This is a genomic window from Paenibacillus physcomitrellae, from assembly GCF_002240225.1.
Classification (GTDB): Bacteria; Bacillota; Bacilli; order Paenibacillales; family Paenibacillaceae; genus Fontibacillus; species Fontibacillus physcomitrellae.
Window position 1 is genome coordinate 2,981,985 of the sequence record NZ_CP022584.1, and the last position, 17,456, is coordinate 2,999,440.

Here is a 17,456-nt window from a genome sequence, read left to right on the forward strand (position 1 = left end):
ACTACTTATCATTACTTATTATTTACCCGTCCTTGTTCCATTGAAGCAACAGAAGAAACCGCCCCTGCCGGGGCGGCCTTCAGACCTGCGAACCTGCGAACCTTCAACCCAGTGAAACTGCGAACCTTCAACCCAGTGAAACTGCGAACCTTCAACTTGCAAACTTCAAACCTGCAAGCTCCTTCTTTATTTCACCAGATCTTCGACGAATTTAGGCAATACAAAGGCGGCTTGATGCAGACGAGGCGTGTAATATCTCGTTTCCAGCTCCGGCAGCCGGCTGATGTCCACCTGGAGTGGATCATGGACCTTACTGCCCATCGTAAATGTCCACAGGCCGGACGGATAGGTCGGTATATTCGCCCCATATACGCGTACAATCGGGAAAATCTCTTTGACATCTTGGTTCACCTTCTGAATCAGGTCGGCCTTAAACCAGGGATTGTCGGTCTGGGCCACAAAAACACCGTCCTCTTTCAGTGCCTCGTAAATGCCTTGGTAAAAACCGCGCTCAAAGAGCGGCGCCGCCGGACCTACCGGTTCGGTGGAGTCGACCATGATGACGTCGTATTTATTTTTACTCTCGAGAATATGCATGTAGCCGTCGTTCACGAGCACTTCAACCCGGGGGTTCTCGAGTTCGCCGGCAATTTCGGGCAGATATTGCTTGGAGTATTCGATCACTTTCCCATCGATTTCAACCAGAACAGCCTTCTCTACCTCCGGATGCTTCAAAATTTCACGAATGACGCCCCCGTCTCCGCCGCCAACCACCAGCACCTGCTTAGGATTCGGGTGGGTAAACAAAACCGGATGGGCCACCATTTCATGATAAACGAATTCATCCTTGAGTGTGGTCATCACCATGCCGTCCAGCACCAGCATACGTCCAAACTCTTCCGTTTCGATCATCGCCAGATCCTGAAAATCCGTCTTCTCCGTCACAAACGTTTCCGTTACCTTCATCGTAATGCCAAACGAGGGCGTCTGTTTCTCCGTAAACCACAGTTCCACCTTACCTACCTTCTTTCCGCTGTACGCAAAGATTTCTTCCTCATTAATAATGTACCCAACATATGAGAGGCCATAAATGAAGGCATTCACTTGAATCCCTTCCCGGCGTGAATATCCATCCTAAACTTTCCCAATAATAAGCATTACAGCCGCCGGATTCCCTTATTTTCCGGAACAGGCAGCTCCTGCTGCTGCACCTTTAACGATTATGCTCATCCGACAGGAGGTTATTCATATGCAGAGACTATCCAGGAACTCCCGCAAACCGAAGTCAGGACGCCTGAAGACGCTCATCAAGCTGACTTTAGCCTGCGGCGTGCTTGCCGCGGCTGCTTTGAGCATTCTGCTTGTTTATTTATACCAGTCTCCGCTGCCGCCGATCGATTCAGATCAAAACTCGATCATGTTTGATGCCAGCGGCGAAGCCGCCGCCGTCTTCTCTCCCGCCGAAAAAAATCAGGAGAACATCAAGCTGGACCAGATTGCCCCTTCCTTGATTAAAGCGACGCTGGCCGTCGAGGACCGTCACTTCTACGAGCATGTCGGCTTTGATTTCAAAGGCATGGCCCGGGCCGTTCTCGTGAACGTGGAGCATCTGGACACCCTGCAAGGGGCCAGTACGTTGACCCAGCAGCTTGCCCGGAATCTTTATCTGACCCACGAGCGGACCTGGACACGCAAAGCCAAGGAAGCTTTATATACAGCTCAGCTGGAGATGAAATACAGCAAACAGGATATTCTGCAGATGTATCTGAACCAGATCTATTACGGACACGGGGCATACGGCATTGAAGCCGCGGCCAAAACGTATTTCGGCAAGTCAGCCAAAGACCTGACGCTGGCAGAAAGCGCCATGCTGGCCGGAATTCCGAAAGGACCTACTTATTATTCACCTTTTAACCATATGAAGAATGCCAAGGACCGCCAGAAGACGGTTCTCGGTACCATGGTTGATAACGGGGATATTACGCGCGGTCAAGCTGATCAGGCTTATGCACAGATTCTGCATTTTCAGTCTCCGTCCATGCGGACGACCGATGATAAAGCGCCTTATTTCCGCGACTATGTACGCAGTGTCCTGATGGACGATCTGGGAATCAGCGAGGAGCTGCTCGACCACGGCGGCCTGAGGGTCTACACCACGCTGGATACGGAAGCGCAGGCGGCGGCAGAGGAAGCGGTGAGGTCCGGCGTCGGAAATGATGCGGAGCTAGAAGCCGCGCTGGTTTCAATCGATCCGCGGAGCGGCTACGTCAAGGCGCTGGTCGGCGGAACCAACTATATCAAGAGTCAATACAATCATGTGTTTGCAACTACGCGCCAGCCCGGCTCATCCTTTAAGCCGATCATGTATTTGACTGCGCTCTCGTCCAAGAAAATGACGGTGGCCAGCCAGTTCAACAGCGAACCTACGCTTTTTCATTATGACGATAACCGGAAGACCTACAGCCCCAAGAACTTCGGTGAAAAATATCTCGGCGAAATCAATATGAAACGGGCGATCGCCGCCTCGGACAACATCTACGCCGTGAATACCCTGATGACCGTTGGCGCGGACAACGTCATTGATATGGCCCGGCGAATGGGCATCACGAGCAAGCTTCAGGCGGTGCCGTCGCTTGCGCTCGGCACCTCGCCGGTCAGCCCGTTTGAAATGGCGTCGGCCTTCGCCGTCATCAGCAATCAGGGGCGCAGCGTTAAACCCGTAACCGTCTTAAAGGTGACGGACGCCTTCGGCACCGTGCTCTATGAAGCGCCCAAGGCGCAGCCGCTGCAGGTTGTTGAACCCGCTGCCGCTTATGTGCTGACGCACATGATGGAGGGTGTATTCGATACCGGCGGCACCGGCAGCCGCGTCTCGGCGCTGATGAAGCGCCCGGTCGCCGGCAAAACGGGCACGACCAGCACCGATGCCTGGCTAGTCGGCTTCACACCGGAGCTGTCCACCGCCGTCTGGGTTGGCTACGACAAAGGCAAGACGCTCGGCACCACAGCCTCGCGCAAGGCGGCACCAATCTTCGCCACCTTCACGGAGAAAGCGCTGGAGAAGGTGCCGCCTAAGATGTTCCCGGTGCCGGACGGCGTGGTCAGCGCCTATATCGACATGGCTACCGGCAAGCTGGCCGATGCCGGCTGCGGTGAGAAGGAGCTGGAGGTGTTCATTGCCGGCACCGAGCCGAAGGAAACCTGCACCGGGACAACCCCGCCCGCCAAATCCGAGTCGCTTCCGGAGCCTGCCAAAGAGCAGAGCCATTCGTGGTGGCAGGATTTGAAGCGGTGGTGGATGGAATAAGGCGGGTAGGAAAAAGACGAGTGGAAAGAAGCGAATACGGAAATGCGAGTGCAAAGAAAGCTTTCGCCGCTTTCCACAGTGAGAAACTTGTTCATAGCCCGAACAACAAATAAAGGGAGCCCCTTTCGTCCATTCCCGGGCGAAGGGGTTCCCTTTTCTGCTATACATTTGTTCTTTCGAATCATCTATTCTTTCGATACCATCATTATTTTGCCGCGTTCATTATCTCTATATATTCATTATATAGAAGTTATTCCCGGCGCCTTAGTCCAAGGCCGCCTTGAAAACCTCCGGCGTCCGTTCCCACCACTCTTCGTTGTGGGTCATCAGCAGGTTCTTGAGCGCCGCCTTCTCTTCGCTGCCCAAATCGTCCAGCATGATCTTGCGCTTGAGCGCGTAGTCGAGCTTGTTGACATGCTCGGCAAGGATCTTCCAGCCGCGTTTCGCTTCCGTATCAATCAGCATCTCGCAGGCAGTTGCTCCGCCGTAGCATTTGCCCTCTTCCGTCTGGTCAACGGCCACCCAAACAACCCAAACCTGGCGTCCGTTAGGGACGTCTTCCCGGTTGGCCGAGAACTTAATGCCCCGCTCCACTTTGCTCTTGGCATGCATGGCTCCTATGTCAATCTTGGCTTCCCCGCCGTCGATGATGACCGGAGAGACGTTGTTCAAATCGATTGATCCCGCTCCAAACCCTTTGTGTTTGCTGCGGTCATTGCTGCTTATAATATTCAAACTCAGCGGTTTCTTGCCCGCGTTCGGTGTATTATCCATAATTCCCTCCAAGGTTAAAGGCGCTTCCATTCACACCTTGTACATTAATTTTATTTTAGCTAATAATCTCCCAAATGCAAACATATACATGCTGTAGATGCTTGTCAACGGGAGGTATCAATCTATGTTTGCTCCAAGGAAACGGACCAAAACCCTAACCATCTTGGCGGCCGCCCTGCTCCTGCTGGGCGGATCGTTCTGGGAATTCACAAAACTGCGGACGGGCCCGCCAGCTTCTCTTGCCGCTATTCTTGCTCCCGATCAGGCCAAGCCCTCCCTAACGGAACCGGGCGCCGCTCCCGTCAAAGAGAGCGTACAGCAGCCCAGCGCCGAGGTGCTCAGCGACCGGATTTCAGAGTACCACATTGACGTGAAGCTAGACGAGACAACCGGTACCTTAACCGGCACGGAGACGCTCAGCTGGACTCATCCCGGCAAGAAACCGGTGAACGAGGTCTATCTTCATCTTTATGCCAATGCGTTCTCATCTCCGGATACTACTTTTATGAAGGAATCGGGAGGTGTACTCCGCAGCGATGCCATGCCACAGGACGGCTGGGGCTCGATCAGCATGACGGAGATCCGGACGACCGACGGACTTTCCCTGCTCCACCGCATCCAGTATGTGCAGCCTGATGACGGCAACATAAAGGACAAGACCCTCGTCAAAGTCCGCTTGCCTCAAGCGGTTCAGGGCGGCGAAACCCTGACGCTCAAGATCGGATTCCAGGTCAAGCTGCCCAAAGTATTTGCGCGGATGGGCACAGCAGGCAATTTCGTCATGGCCGGACAATGGTTCCCCAAGATGAGCGTCTACGAGCCAGCAGGAACGCGCGGCAGAGCGCAGGAGGGCTGGAACCTCCACGAATATCACGGCAATTCCGAATTTTATTCCGATTTCGGCATATACAGCGTCAAGATCAATGTCCCGCAAAATTATATCGTCGCCGCCACCGGCTTCCCTACCAAATCGGCAGCCGTTAAGGACACCAGAAAGACCTATCAGTTCTACGCCGACGATGTGCATGATTTTGCCTGGGCTGCCTCCCCTGATTTCGTATACGCCGAAGAGCCGTTCGCTTCGGACAGCGTGCCCGGCGTGCGAATCAAGCTGTACCTCGACCCGGCCCACAAGGATTTAAAGGACCGTTATTTCTATGCTGCTAAAGCAGCACTCGCCTCTTACAGCAAAGCCTATGGGCCTTATCCTTACTCCACGCTGTCTATCGTGGTGCCTCCGGCGGACGGAAACGGAGCGGGCGGCATGGAATACCCGACGCTGATCACGGCGTTTGGAGCGACCAGCGACTCGCCGGGTTACGATCTGGAGAGGACCGTGGTCCATGAAATCGGGCACCAATATTTTTACGGGATGATTGCCAGCAATGAATTCGAGGAGCCTTGGCTGGATGAAGCCTTCACCTCCTATGCCGAGGACAAGGTGATGGAGAAGGAATACGGCGTGAACGCCAATTTGACGATCCAATCCGCCATGATCACGCAGCCGCAATCGCTGGACCAGTCAGCCTGGAAATACGGAGATTCCCGCACCTATGCACTTAATGTCTACACCCGAGGCAAGCTCGTCTTGATGGACATCGAACGCCAGATCGGCACCAAACAGATGAACAAGGTGATGAAGACCTATGCGCTCAAATACCGCTTCAAGCATCCTACGACCGCCGACTTCCAGCGTGTGCTGGAGCAGGCCACCAAGAAATCCTGGGGCGATTACTTCAATAACTATGTATATAACGGAAAAATGGCCGACTATGCCGTAGACAGCATCACCACGGATCAGAAGGAACAAAACGGCGAGACCCTCTACGAAGCTACCGTCTCCATCAGCCGCAGGGGAGCCGATACGACGCCGGTGCCGATTCTGTTCACCTTCAGCGACGGCCATGAGATCCGTAAGGAATGGGACGGGAAAGTCCCTCTTACCGAATTCAAAGTACAGTATACGCAGCCGCTGGCTTGGGTCATGATCGATCCTGCCTATTCACTCCTGCTGGAGAACAAACATATCAACAATTTCCTGAAAGCCGAAGTGGATCCGTCCGTCGGGTTCAGATGGAATCTGGGCATCGCCAAGCTTGTAGATTCTCTGCTTGGGCTGCTGTCATGGTGAGGTGAATGAGACGATGACTTATATTCGAAGCGGTTGGACGAGTGCCGTCAAGCAGCTGCCTATAGCCATCCTTCTATTTCTGTATCAGCTGCTCTGGAGCGTATTTCTCTATAAAATCATTCATTCCGCCATTATTCCGGTTCTGCAGCGTTACCCCGATTCGGGTCCCGGCGAGCTCAGCCGCCTGCTGTTCCTGGTGGAAGGCCAGATGGGACTTGCCGGGAACAGCCAGCTCCGCCTGTATGGAGGACTGCTTGCGGGCATGATGCTGATCCGCCTGCTGCTTACCCCGCTAATCCGCTCGGGCATCTACCACGGGCTGCTTGAAGAGAAGGACCGCGACGGAGCAGGCTGGCTGTTCTTTGAGGGCATTCGGAAGCGCTGGAAGCCCGTCAGCCTGTTTTATGTCATCGAGCTGGTTCTCATCCTGCTTCCCGCTTACTGGCTGGTACCCAAAATATACAATCAATCCATCCCGCTGCTGAACGGAGATCATCATGCCTTCCTGCTGACCGGAGCGGCGCTGGCGAGCTGGGGGGTATGGATATTCCTGGTGAAGAAGCTCCTTGAATACGCGCTGCTCGGCTGGATCTCCGGCGCAGGCCTGTTCGTTTCCCTGCTATGGTGCGCAAGACGCCTGATTCAGGTCATCTGGATTTCCGTGCTGCTCGGAGGGCTCTGCCTGCTGGTCTGCAGCCTGTTCACCGCAGGCGCCTGGATTTGGACCGGCATGCTGGGGCTGATTCTTCATCAGACCTACCCGCTGATCGGCAGCTTTCTGAGAATCTGGCAAACGGCCTCCCAATTTCACCTGTGGAAGACAGGCACCGAAAAATAAATATATGCCCTATATAAAGCAGGCAACACAGCGCTGCGCAAAGCCCGAGCCTTTAGGCTCGGGTTTTGTTGTGCTTGTCCGATCCTCTTTTTTGTAAAAATATGCATTGTCAAAATGTTCCTGTGCTGGTACAATGACTGCAACCAAACAAGTAACAACTTTGTAATTCCTTTTTAAACTTTTAGCAGGATTTATGAAAAAGATGTCGAATAAGTAGCTTCAGATGCCATAAAGAATAAGCCTAATCCCAGGCATCAAGGGAGCGGGGGAACCACTTTGGGTGAATTGGTCTCGCAACGGAGGGATCATAGGGGAAACCTTCTACCGAATCCTTAAGCTAACCTCGCAGGCGTTGGAAGGGGTACACAAGTTTTGAAGAAGAAGTTGGCAGCAGCAGCAGTAGGTTTTGCATTGATGTTCACGCTGGGAACAAGCGCATTTGCGGCGGATACTCAGCTGGACAAAGCGGTGAGCGGTGCATTGGGTACACCTTATAAAACTGGAGGAACAACAACCAAAGGGTTTGACTGCTCCGGTTTTACTAGATATGTATTCGCCAAGCTTGGCATCACACTCCCTCACCAATCCGGGTCCCAATTCAAAATGGGCAAAGCGGTAGAGAAAAGCCAGCTCATTCCAGGCGATCTGGTGTTCTTCAACACTAGCGGCAGCGGTGTTTCCCACGTAGGGGTTTACGTAGGAGACGGCAAATTTGCTCATGCATCCTCCTCTAAAGGTGTGACCATCAGCAAATTAAGCGAAAGCTATTATGTCAACCGCTATGTTGGAGCCAAACGCATCATGAGCAGCGACGTTTACCAGTCCGTTGCCGCAGAAGACTCTGTGGATAACGACGACGTGGAATAAGAACGTCATCTTCCCGCTGACCTTTAAATCATTCTTGCCGGAATGGTTTAAAGGTTTTTTTTTGCCTGCGATCTCGGAAAAGTTCAGATGGACCCGGAGAAGAGTCCTGAATGACGAGAATCTCTTAGGACTAAAAGACGATTTTGGGGGAATTTCCAGATAAAGTGCGGACATGCCTTGCTTATTTCCCCTCACTTTGTTACAATTACCATCGTATTAGTAACAAATTTGTAATCATTGTCGGAAGTAAGTTGCAAGTGATGACGAGTCTTATACGGTCTTTATTAAATCTGGATTAAATCTCGATTAAGTCTACTAAGTCCGTCCTCTTCATCCGTAACCGCATTGTCAGGTGCTACTACTATACCAGCCGAATTCCCCGCACCTGGGAAACGGGGGAACCAAGTTATGGGTGAATTGACTCCGCTGTCAGAGAGTCATAGGGAACCTTCGACCGAATCCTCAAGCTAACCTCGCAGGCCTTGGAAGGAGTTTTACATCTTGAGAAAGACACTAACAGCTGCGGCAGTGGGTTTAGCCATTCTTCTGTCCGCCGGAACTTTAGGGGCAAATACAGCCTCAGCATCTACACTGAGCTCGGTTGTCAGCTCGGTATACGGTACCCCTTATAAAATGGGCGCTACCGGTAACGGCGCATTTGATTGCTCCGGATTTACGAAATACGTATTTCAGAAAATGGGCGTAACCCTTGCCCGCCAATCGGCTGCTCAGTACAAACAAGGTACTGCGGTTGCCAAAGCCCAATTGAAAGCCGGAGATCTGGTCTTCTTTAACACACTGGGCAACGGCGTTTCCCATGTAGGGATTTACATGGGCAGTGGAACCTTCGCTCACGCTTCTTCTTCGAAAGGCGTACGCGTCGACAAGCTCAGCAACAGCTATTATGCCAACCGCTATGTTGGAGCCAAACGTATTTTGAGCCAGTATTCTTATAAAACTTTTGCTGTAAATCTTTAAGATCTTTCGCCCTGCCAGGCGAATCCTGTATGTTTGTTCTTCTAGGCCGCACGATTCTTGCCGGAATCGCCTGCGGCCTTTTTGTTGCTGCTTACTCTATAAACGCGGGTGCAAGGCGAAAGGTTCCAATGATTTGGGGAGAATCGCTCATTTTATTTATAGGGCTAGTTCCTCCAAACAACCTCTTCCAGATAGGAAAAGATTCCCACAACCTTTATATACCCCGTCCGTCGGCGGTTAAACGTGTTTGGGATCTAATTTTTAGCTTTTTTGCAAAACCTCCCGTTCTCGGTTACATTAAACGTACTCATAGTAGATCCGAGTCAGGAGGGATGGCCTTTGGCGGAACAGACGTTTACCTTTAAAGTGGTCCCGATGGAAGAACTCCATGGGGCTGAAATTTGCACCTGGACATATGAGCCTCCCTATAACATATACGGCTGGCTGCCATGGGAGCAGATGAAGGGACTGGAAGTGGAATTCGGAGATCCTGCAATCCGGGGGCAGCAGTACGTATCTGTTCTCGATGACAGCGGAGAGCTTTGCGGATTCGCCCAGTTGTTCCCGATCGAAGGAGTCACCCGGCTCGGTATCGGCATGAAACCGGAGCTGTGCGGCCGCGGCCGGGGACCGGCTTTTGTCGCAGCGATTGTGCAGGAGGCGCTCCGCCGCAAGCCGGAGAATGAAATCGACCTGGAGGTGCTGACCTGGAACACACGGGCCATCCGCGCCTATCAGAAGGCCGGCTTCACTATAACGGATATGTATGAGCGCCAGACGCCGGAAGGAATGAAACCCTTCTACTGCATGGTGTACCAGCCGGACAGCGACGAGGATGTTAACCGGCCGGCGCAAGAACAAGACACAGAGGACCCTTAAGCGAGTCCGCTTAAGGACACAAAAAGTGCACCCGGTCGAATGGCCAAGGTGCACTTTTATTTTTCCTATGACATAACTTTCAATCGGCGCTGCGCATTTTCTCAAACGCTTCGTTATACTGCTGGGCTTCCTTAATATCCACGCCCGTAATGCCGCCTTCCTCCCAGGAAGTCAGACGGAGCGTCACGACTTTATAATCTATCGTAATAAAAGGATGATGCTCGAAAGCCTCGGAAATCGCAGCTACCTCCGTTACAAAAGCAATTCCTTTCATGTAACTGGAGAAATTGAACTTCCGCACGATCCAGCGGCCTTCTTCGAGTTCCCAGCCCTCCAGCTTTTGCAGATGCGCTTCAACCTCTTCAGGTGAAAATGGCATTTTCTATTCCTCCCAACTTCAAAAGGTCACGCTGATGTTTAAAGCGAATAAGATCTTTCCGCATCCCAATATTTTAACATTTTCCAACAGGAAAAGCCATTATTCGACACAAACACAGCCTGTCTTGGTTAAATGAGGGATATGGAAGTCAACTCTTCCTCGCCAATCAAAACGTTAATCCGGTGTACAGCCGGATCATGCATCACCACAGCGCTCCCAACAGTGATAACAGGCTGCTCTCCGAGCCCGTAAAACAAATCCTCCGCAAGCGCTTCCCAGACTTCACTCCGGTCTTCCTGAGGCAGACGCTCCCAATCCTCCAGATCCATTTCGAAAAAAATATAACTATCGGGAACAGCCGCTACGGCCTCCGTTAAATCCGCCAAAATCAAAGCGTAGTCTCTTCCGTGCTTGACGCCCATGGTCAAAGCCCCTTTCTACTTTTGTTTCCACCTAGCCTATCCTTTATTATACCTGAAATTATGCCTTAAAAAATAACAGAAATCTGTCGATAAAAGAGGTAAACCGTTTCGTGCTTCTCTTTCCGGAAGGATGCCGGGAAGATGGAAAGGATTCAATTCTCATGGATGAGGTGTATGGATGGAAATTTCAACAATAGTCGGTATTATTTTAGGCTTGGTCGCGCTGATCGGCGGGATGATTCTCAAGGGCGCTCCGGTAACCGCTCTGATCAACAACCCGGCCGCTTACGTCATAATCCTCGTAGGTACCGCAGCTTCCCTATTCGTTGCGTTCCCGATGTCAGAAATGAAGCGACTGCCAAAATTGTTTAAAGTTTTGTTTGTCCCTAATAAGATGCTCAGTAAAACAGAAATTATTACCATGTTCACCGAATGGGCGTCGATTACACGCCGTGAAGGTCTGCTTGCTCTGGAAAGCAAAGTCGAAGAGATCAACGATGACTTCCTGCGCAGCGGCATGCGAATGATTATAGACGGCAACGATCAAGAGTTTGTCAGTGATGTTCTGGCTGAGGATATTGCAGCTACCGAGGAGCGTCACCGTGCGGGAGCGCTTATCTTCTCCCAGGCCGGTATGTATGCTCCAACGCTGGGCGTACTCGGCGCCGTAGTAGGCTTGATTGCCGCTCTCGCCGATATGACGGATATGGAGAAGCTCTCTCATGCGATCGCGGCGGCGTTTATCGCGACGCTGCTCGGTATTTTTACCGGTTATGTCCTTTGGCACCCGATCTCCAATAAATTAAAACGGATGTCCAAACGTGAGATGGAAATCCGCCTGATGATGGTGGAAGGTCTTCTGTCCATCCAATCCGGGGTATCTACCATTGCTATTCAGCAAAAACTGTCCGTATTCCTGACACCGGCCGAACGCGCAAAACTGCAGGATAAGGAGGCGGACAGCGGTGAGCAAAAAGAATAAGAAGAAGCATGAGCCTCACGAAGAGCATAACGACGAGAGCTGGCTGCTCCCCTATTCCGACCTGATGACCCTGCTGCTGGCGCTGTTTATTGTCCTCTACGGAATGAGTACACTGGACGCGAAGAAGTTTGAGGATTTCAGCCAGGCCTTTAACGCCGCATTAACCGGCGGAGTAAGCGTGCTGGATCAAAGTACCCTTAACGGGACTACCAAGAACACGCCTACCAAAGAGAAAGATAATCAGAATACCAGCACACCTGTTACGCAGAGCATGTCGCAGCTGCAGAAGCGAAGCGAGCTTATGAAGCAGGAAGAGCAGGACTTGGAGAAGCTGAAGAAGCAGCTCGATCAATACATTAAACAAAGCGGGCTGACCAGTCAGCTCTCCACCAAGCTGAACCAGTCACAGCTGCTGATTACGATCAGCGACAACGCCCTCTTCCCGTCCGGCAGCGCTGCCGTTAAACCGGAAGCCCGGGTGCTGGCCAAAGCGCTGTCCGGCATGCTGGAGAAGTTCCCGGACTACGAGATTCTTATCTCCGGCCACACGGACAACGTGCCGATCGATAACGAACAGTTTGCTTCGAACTGGGATCTCAGCTTTGGCCGGGCCAGGAACTTTATGGAGATTCTTCTGCTGAACAACAAGCTTAATCCCAAAATGTTCAGTCCAATCGGATACGGCGAATACCATCCTGTAGCCGATAATAGTACGGAAGCCGGCAGAGCCAAGAACCGCCGGGTTGAAATCTCGATTATTCGCAAATATCAGGACCCAAGCAGCCAGATCACCATCACTCCGTAGAAATAAGCCCGGGAGCAATCTCCCGGGCTTTTGTTATTTATGCAGTTCGGCAGGAAGGCGAAACATGCTAAACGCCCTCTTGTCCTATAACAGTTTATAATCCAGCTGCGCGCCAAGCTCGCGTTTCTCCTGAGGCGTCAGATCCCGCCATTCCCCCGTCTTCAGGCTGCCGAGATGGATGTTCATAATCCGGATCCGCTGCAGCTTTCTAACGCTGTATCCAAGCGCTGAACACATCCGGCGGATCTGGCGGTTTTTACCTTCGGTCAAAATAATGCGGAACACTCTCTCCGAGATGCGGGTAACCTGGCACGGCAGGGTCATCTCGCCTAGAATCTTGACACCCTCCGACATCGCCTGCAGAAATCTTGGCGTAACCGGCTTATCAACCGTCACGATATATTCCTTCTCATGTTTGCCTTCGGCACGAAGGATCTTGTTTACGATATCCCCGTCGCTGGTCAGCAGAATCAAACCTTCCGAGTCCTTGTCCAAGCGGCCGATAGGAAAGATCCGCTGCTTATGGCCAACAAAATCGACGATATTTCCTTTCACATGCTGTTCCGTTGTGCTTGTAATCCCAACCGGCTTGTTAAGCGCGATATAGACGCCTGCTGCCGGCTTGGCAACCAGGGACTGCCCGTTAACCCTGACATCGTCGCCTTCCTCCGCCTGACTCCCGAGCACGGCAACCTCGCCGTTAATCGTGACTTTCCCGGCCTCAATCAGCTTGTCGGCCTCCCGGCGGGAACAATAACCCGTTTCGCTAATATATTTATTAATCCGCAAACCTTATTCCTCCTGATCCTTTCCGCTGTCCAGACTAGGACCCGGCTGTTCTCCGCCTTCCCCATCCGGATGAACCAGCGGCAAAGTAATGGTCACCATCGTTCCCCAGCCGACCATACTGTTTATATTCAGATCGCCTTTATGCGCTTCGATGATGCGCTGGCTGATCATCAGCCCCAGGCCGGTTCCTTTTTCCTTACTCGTATAAAAAGGTTCCCCAAGCTTTGCGATCCGCTCAAACGGGATGCCTTCGCCTTCATCGATGATACCGATCAGGGCCTGGTTGTTCTCCTTGATGATCTTCAGGCCGATCCCGCCGCCGCGGGGCATGGCCTCCATCGCATTTTTCAAAATGTTGATAAATACCTGCTTGAGCTGGTTCTCTTCACAATATACATAAATGGGCTCTTTCGCAAAGTCGGTTACGAACTCGATGCCATATAAATGCGCCTGGCTGTCCAGCAGCGAAACGACATCGCCGAGTACATACCGAATATCTTTGTTCTGGAAAATACTCGCCTGCGGCTTAGCCAATATCAAAAACTCGCTGACGATCAAATTGATCCGGTCCAGCTCGGACAGCATAATATCGACATGCTGAACATTCAAAGCCTGGGTCTGCTGCTGCAGCTGCAGGAACCCCCGCAGTGTCGTCAGCGGGTTTCGGATCTCATGCGCAACCCCGGCCGCAAGCTGGCCGACGGTCGTCAGCTTCTCGGATTGGCGCAGCAGCTCCTGCATTTTATTATGCTCGGTCATATCCCGGGAGATCGTAATGTAAGCGATGATGGTCCCGTTCTTATCAAAAATCGGAGACTGGCTGATGCTGACTTCTACCTCACTTCCGTCTTTGCACAGACGAACCGTCTCCGCACTCGGCAGGGCATGCCCTTCAGCCAGCATCTTCTCCCATTCCTCCCATTCTTCCCAAACGTAAGAAGGGACAAACGGCAGCTGGTATCCGGTGACTTCGTCTTCGCTCCAGCCGTACAACTCTTCAAAAGCCCGGTTCACCCGAATAACCCGCCAGTCCGGATCGGACAAATGAATGGCATCCGCCGTCTGATTAATGACGGACTCCAAATACTCGCGCATGGACCGGTTCTCCTCATTCATTTGTTCCAGCTCGGACGTATATTGGTCCAAATTGTCCGCCATATGGTTGATATGTTTGGCCAGCACGCCAAGCTCATCATGACTCTTTATGTACAGTCTCGTATCAAAACGGCCTGCCGACATCTCCTGGACCTTGCCCAGAATTTGACGAAGCGGACGCATGAGCGTCCTTGAAGTGAAATAGGTGCTTAGCAGGGCCAAAAGCAGGACAAATAAAAAGATCAAAAGGTGGAGAACCATTTGTTCCTCCAGCCCTGAAGACAGCGGACCATAGCTGTATACCATACGGAGAATGTAAGGCGCCCCATCCGGAGGGGAGACCGGCAAATAACTCTGGATATAATGCTGTCCATCCAGGAATAAATTCGACACCTGTGCCTCTCCACGCTCTGCGGCTTCCTGGATTTGCAGCTCCGCTTCTTCATCCTTCAAGCTGTAAGTACCAAACAGAATCTGATGCTGAACGGCTGAAGCCCCTTCCTGCAGAACAGCGCCGTCATCCAGAGGCCTGAACCCCGTAATCTCCAAAATGTTCGGGTCGCTCTGCTCGATCCGTTCAATCGTGGCCGAAGGGCCCATTTCGGTGAATTCATTCTGAAGGTCCTCCGGCCGCAGGAACACGCAGATCATATAGTTTCTTTGCCCATCATAATAGAAACCGTTCTGTTCCTCGAAGCTTCCGTCCGTATTCAGTTGCCCCGAATCCGCCCAATAAGGCACATTCATCTGTACATTTTTGTTGCCGGCAACAGATAAGGGCAAATCACTGCCGGAATCAAGCTTTTGAGGGACTACTGCCCCTAAACGCTGCGGATCCGTGGACTGCCCGATCATCAGCTCGTTATCTTTTCTATATACAAGTGAGAAACCGCTTACGCCTGTTCTCCTGCTCAGGTCGGCAAGCTGCTCTACTGTAACTCCACTCCACTCTGGACCCAGCTCACTCGCGGCAGTCTGGGCGGCTCTCTGTAAATTCTTCTCCTGCTCCTGCTCGAAATGGGCCACGCTGTTTCGGCTTTGCTCAAGCGAAACCGCGGCCTGCTTCGTTAACAAAATCAACTGGGTCTCATGCATGTCGCGCAGGTTGCTTCTAGCCCGGGAATAAATGAGAATCATGTTAATAACCAGTATGGTAACGAGCGAAAATACGAATAACAGGATCATTTTCCTTCTAATCGACAAGCTGCCCGCACCTCCAAGCCAGCAATGGCTAATATTGGCTCACTTTAACATGATACAATTTTCGACGGCATTTGCCTATACATTGATAACCCGTTTTAGGATGTTTACAATGAGAAGGAACCGGAAGGAGCAAGCCTTTCCAGAGCACTTAAGGGTTACCCATGGATTACACGTGGATTGCCCTTTTAACCATCCGATTCATCAACATTTTGTCCACAGATCGTGCACAATTCCACAGAATTTATCCAAAGTTGTTTATAACTCTGTGGATAAACGCCATCTTATGCACAATTTTATCAACATCATGTTAACAATCGAATGAGTGTTCGTTGGATAATATCCACAGACTATTTGCAAGGAGCTGTTACTTAAGCATGACTGAAACTGAAGAAACTCCCTTTCGGCCCGAAGAATATTCGGATGAATACTGGATGCGTTTCGCCATAGAAGAGGCCGAGAAAGCCGAAGCCATCGGCGAAGTGCCTATTGGGGCTATTGTTGTTAAAAATAACGAGATTATCGGCCGCGGCCATAATCTCAGGGAAACTACGCATGATTCGACCGCTCATGCCGAAATGATTGCAATCCGCCAGGCCAGCGAGAAGCTGGGCGCCTGGCGGCTGCTGGACTGCCGGCTGTACGTGACGCTCGAGCCGTGCCCCATGTGCGCAGGCGCCATGGTGCAATGCCGGCTGCCGGTCGTTATCTACGGAACGACCGACCCTAAAGCCGGCTGTGCGGGCACGCTGATGAACCTGCTTCAGGAATCCCGCTTCAACCATCGGACAGAGGTCATCGCGAACGTACTCCAGGAGGAGTGCAGCTCCCTGCTGAGCAATTTCTTCCGGCGGCTGCGCCGGAAATAAACCGAAGAGCCCGCGCTGGAGGATTCCCCGGCACGGGCTCTTGTACTTGAAATATAAGATGGCCGATCACATAGCCGTCTTTATATATTTTATCCTGATGTTAGTGGATATCTCGTTTCTTAAAGCGTCCGCCTTTGACGTCGTGAATGTTGCCGACAGCCAGAAAGGCGTTTTCATCAAAATGATTCACAATCTCCTTCAGCTTAGCCTCTTCCAAACGAGTAATAACGCAGAAGATGACCCGTTTCGGATCTCCCGAGAAACCACCCTCGCCGGATAAATAAGTAACCCCGCGGCCAAGCCTGCTTAGAATAGCATCGCCAATGTCCTGAATGCGATCGCTGATAATCCATACCGATTTGGACTCGTTTAAGCCGTCCACCGTAATATCAATCGCTTTGGAAGCAATATAGTAAGCCAGGATAGAGAACAATGCAGAATTCCAGTTAAACACAAAACCTGTACTTCCCAGGATGAACAGGTTGAAGAACATAATGATCTCACCGACTGAGAACGGCAGCTTCTTCGCCAGCAGTATGGCTATAATCTCTGTCCCGTCCAAAGACCCGCCAAAGCGAATGGCGATGCCTGAACCAAGTCCCAGCAGAATGCCTCCAAACACAAACGCAAGCAATGTATCCTGCACGACCCCGTCTACGTGGTGCAGCAGAACGGTCACCACTGACATCACGGAAATCCCCAGCAAAGTGGATAAAGCAAACGTTTTGCCGATCTGCCTGTAACCGATCAGCAGAAAGGGAAGATTGAGCAGGAACAGGAATAAACCCAGAGACCAGCCGCTCAGATGGGCGGCGATGACTGCTATACCGGTAATGCCTCCGTCCGTAATCCGGTTAGGAACGAGAAACAGCTCCAGCGCTACCGCATAAATAACCCCGCCGATAATAATCGATAGGCACCTGCCTAAAATATTGGCCAGCGAACGCCTGTTATGCTGCTTGGGAGGCAGCGGAAATTGCTGCAGGCCATGTTCGCCGTTGGCTAAATGGAACATATCATTACACCTCTCTTCCGTAAAGTGTAGACCTCAGACTCCGTTTAGACTCAATTCGAAGCCCTTATGACCAGTTTCTCACATGGGGCCCTATTCTTTTATTATGACATTAATTTATTCGGATGT

At 51.7% G+C, this 17,456-nt stretch carries 16 protein-coding genes and 2 riboswitches; of the genes, 9 read left to right on the forward strand and 7 right to left on the reverse strand.

Annotated elements, in window-relative coordinates; genetic code table 11:
* Positions 1-186 precede the first annotated feature (186 nt).
* Positions 187-1,014 carry a polyamine aminopropyltransferase gene (speE, locus tag CBE73_RS13555; RefSeq protein ID WP_094096311.1) on the reverse strand — a complete coding sequence of 276 codons (828 nt, stop codon included), beginning with the start codon at positions 1,012-1,014 and terminating at the stop codon, positions 187-189.
* 235 nt (positions 1,015-1,249) lie between these two features.
* Here speE and CBE73_RS13560 point away from each other — a divergent pair, with 235 nt between their 5' ends.
* Positions 1,250-3,307 carry a transglycosylase domain-containing protein gene (locus tag CBE73_RS13560; protein ID WP_094094649.1) on the forward strand — a complete coding sequence of 686 codons (2,058 nt, stop codon included), beginning with the start codon at positions 1,250-1,252 and terminating at the stop codon, positions 3,305-3,307.
* A 264-nt stretch (positions 3,308-3,571) separates the two neighbouring features.
* Here CBE73_RS13560 and CBE73_RS13565 read toward each other — a convergent pair whose 3' ends face one another.
* Positions 3,572-4,081, reverse strand: coding sequence for a YwhD family protein (locus CBE73_RS13565; protein ID WP_094094650.1), 510 nt, complete (start codon positions 4,079-4,081; stop codon positions 3,572-3,574).
* A 124-nt stretch (positions 4,082-4,205) separates the two neighbouring features.
* On the opposite strand from CBE73_RS13565, the gene CBE73_RS13570 reads away from it, so the two are divergent.
* The 5 genes from CBE73_RS13570 to CBE73_RS13595 all read left to right on the forward strand — a co-directional run bounded on the left by CBE73_RS13570 (position 4,206) and on the right by CBE73_RS13595 (position 9,774).
* Complete coding sequence (locus CBE73_RS13570; protein WP_094094651.1) at positions 4,206-6,212, forward strand: M1 family metallopeptidase; 2,007 nt, start codon at positions 4,206-4,208, stop codon at positions 6,210-6,212.
* Positions 6,213-6,225: 13 nt separating this feature from the next.
* Positions 6,226-7,050, forward strand: a complete 825-nt coding sequence (locus CBE73_RS13575; protein ID WP_094094652.1) for a hypothetical protein — start codon at positions 6,226-6,228, stop codon at positions 7,048-7,050.
* 228 nt (positions 7,051-7,278) lie between these two features.
* A riboswitch (cyclic di-AMP (ydaO/yuaA leader) is annotated at positions 7,279-7,417 on the forward strand.
* A 5-nt stretch (positions 7,418-7,422) separates the two neighbouring features.
* Positions 7,423-7,917, forward strand: coding sequence for a C40 family peptidase (locus tag CBE73_RS13580; RefSeq protein WP_094094653.1), 495 nt, complete (start codon positions 7,423-7,425; stop codon positions 7,915-7,917).
* Between the two features lie 358 nt (positions 7,918-8,275).
* Positions 8,276-8,414: riboswitch (cyclic di-AMP (ydaO/yuaA leader) on the forward strand.
* A 4-nt stretch (positions 8,415-8,418) separates the two neighbouring features.
* Positions 8,419-8,895 (forward strand): C40 family peptidase, encoded by a 477-nt coding sequence (locus CBE73_RS13585; RefSeq protein ID WP_094094654.1) that lies wholly within the window; start codon positions 8,419-8,421, stop codon positions 8,893-8,895.
* Positions 8,896-9,270: 375 nt separating this feature from the next.
* The gene (locus CBE73_RS13595; RefSeq protein ID WP_094096312.1) at positions 9,271-9,774 is read left to right on the forward strand and encodes a GNAT family N-acetyltransferase; all 504 of its coding nucleotides are present in this window, start codon (positions 9,271-9,273) and stop codon (positions 9,772-9,774) included.
* Between the two features lie 79 nt (positions 9,775-9,853).
* On the opposite strand, the gene CBE73_RS13600 is transcribed toward CBE73_RS13595, so the two are convergent.
* Both CBE73_RS13600 and CBE73_RS13605 read right to left on the reverse strand, forming a co-directional pair.
* On the reverse strand, positions 9,854-10,153 hold the full coding sequence (locus CBE73_RS13600) for a 4a-hydroxytetrahydrobiopterin dehydratase (RefSeq protein ID WP_094094656.1): 300 nt from the start codon (positions 10,151-10,153) through the stop codon (positions 9,854-9,856).
* 128 nt (positions 10,154-10,281) lie between these two features.
* Positions 10,282-10,575 carry a hypothetical protein gene (locus CBE73_RS13605; RefSeq protein ID WP_094094657.1) on the reverse strand — a complete coding sequence of 98 codons (294 nt, stop codon included), beginning with the start codon at positions 10,573-10,575 and terminating at the stop codon, positions 10,282-10,284.
* A 178-nt stretch (positions 10,576-10,753) separates the two neighbouring features.
* Between CBE73_RS13605 and motA the strand changes: the two genes are divergently transcribed.
* Together motA and motB are read left to right on the forward strand one after the other, a co-directional pair.
* Positions 10,754-11,557 carry a flagellar motor stator protein MotA gene (motA, locus tag CBE73_RS13610; RefSeq protein WP_094094658.1) on the forward strand — a complete coding sequence of 268 codons (804 nt, stop codon included), beginning with the start codon at positions 10,754-10,756 and terminating at the stop codon, positions 11,555-11,557.
* A complete protein-coding gene (gene motB, locus CBE73_RS13615; RefSeq protein ID WP_094094659.1) occupies positions 11,541-12,362 on the forward strand; it encodes a flagellar motor protein MotB in 822 nt (273 codons plus the stop codon). Before motA ends, motB begins: the two co-directional genes overlap by 17 nt.
* Positions 12,363-12,446: 84 nt before the next feature.
* Here the strand turns inward: motB and rluF are convergent, their stop codons facing one another.
* Both rluF and CBE73_RS13625 read right to left on the reverse strand, forming a co-directional pair.
* Positions 12,447-13,151 carry a 23S rRNA pseudouridine(2604) synthase RluF gene (rluF, locus tag CBE73_RS13620; RefSeq protein ID WP_094094660.1) on the reverse strand — a complete coding sequence of 235 codons (705 nt, stop codon included), beginning with the start codon at positions 13,149-13,151 and terminating at the stop codon, positions 12,447-12,449.
* 3 nt (positions 13,152-13,154) lie between these two features.
* Positions 13,155-15,449, reverse strand: a complete 2,295-nt coding sequence (locus tag CBE73_RS13625; protein ID WP_229752886.1) for a HAMP domain-containing sensor histidine kinase — start codon at positions 15,447-15,449, stop codon at positions 13,155-13,157.
* A gap of 374 nt (positions 15,450-15,823) precedes the next feature.
* Here CBE73_RS13625 and tadA point away from each other — a divergent pair, with 374 nt between their 5' ends.
* Entirely contained in the window at positions 15,824-16,315 is a 492-nt protein-coding gene (gene tadA / locus CBE73_RS13630) for a tRNA adenosine(34) deaminase TadA (RefSeq protein ID WP_094094661.1), read from the forward strand.
* 100 nt (positions 16,316-16,415) lie between these two features.
* Here tadA and CBE73_RS13635 read toward each other — a convergent pair whose 3' ends face one another.
* Positions 16,416-17,330: a YitT family protein gene (locus tag CBE73_RS13635; protein ID WP_094094662.1), complete on the reverse strand. Its 915-nt coding sequence runs from the start codon at positions 17,328-17,330 to the stop codon at positions 16,416-16,418.
* Positions 17,331-17,456: the final 126 nt, after the last annotated feature.